Here is a 505-nt window from a genome sequence, read left to right as displayed (position 1 = left end):
GGCGCTGGAAGGGGTGACCGGGGGCGGGCGGGTCTGCTTTGCCTTGCCCCGCCCCGATCTGCACATGGCTTTCGATTTTGCCGGGCGCCACATGGCGGCCGAGCCGCTGCTCGATACCGTCCTCATCGAGCCGGACATGGCCCGCCTGCAGATGGTGTGGCGGGCGGAGCTGGCGGTGGACAAGCACCTGCTCAAGCTGCGTGCCCTGCATGTCTCCGGCCGGATGGAGAAGGCCCCGTGAACGCCGTCATCGCCGCCGCCGGACTGGTATGTCCGGCAGGCCTCGGGCTGGCGGAGAGTGCGGCCGGTGCCCGGGCCAGGCTGTCGGCCTTGCGTGAGATCGACTGGTGCGACCGGCGCCTGGAGCGCTTCATCGTCGGCAGCGTGCCCGACCGGGGTTTGCCGGCCCTCGCGCCGGCGCTGGCTGCTGCACCCCTGCAGGCCCGGGAGGGGCGCATGCTGCGCCTGGCCCATGCCGCCCTGGCCGATATGTACGCCGGGTTGC

Annotated in this window: 2 protein-coding genes; both read left to right on the top strand. The window is 72.3% G+C overall.

Going from position 1 to position 505, the window contains the following annotated elements; genetic code table 11:
• A partial coding sequence (locus JNK74_30550) for a hypothetical protein (protein MBL7650509.1) occupies nt 1-241 on the top strand: 241 nt, incomplete at its 5' end.
• On the top strand, nt 238-505 hold a 268-nt coding region (locus tag JNK74_30545), incomplete at its 3' end, for a hypothetical protein (GenBank protein ID MBL7650508.1). The genes JNK74_30550 and JNK74_30545, both read left to right, overlap by 4 nt.

The sequence above is a fragment of the Candidatus Hydrogenedentota bacterium genome, from assembly GCA_016791475.1.
GTDB lineage: Bacteria > Hydrogenedentota > Hydrogenedentia > Hydrogenedentales > JAEUWI01 > JAEUWI01.
The sequence above is the reverse complement of the archived record's forward strand: the minus strand, read 5'-3'. Positions and strand labels throughout refer to the sequence as shown.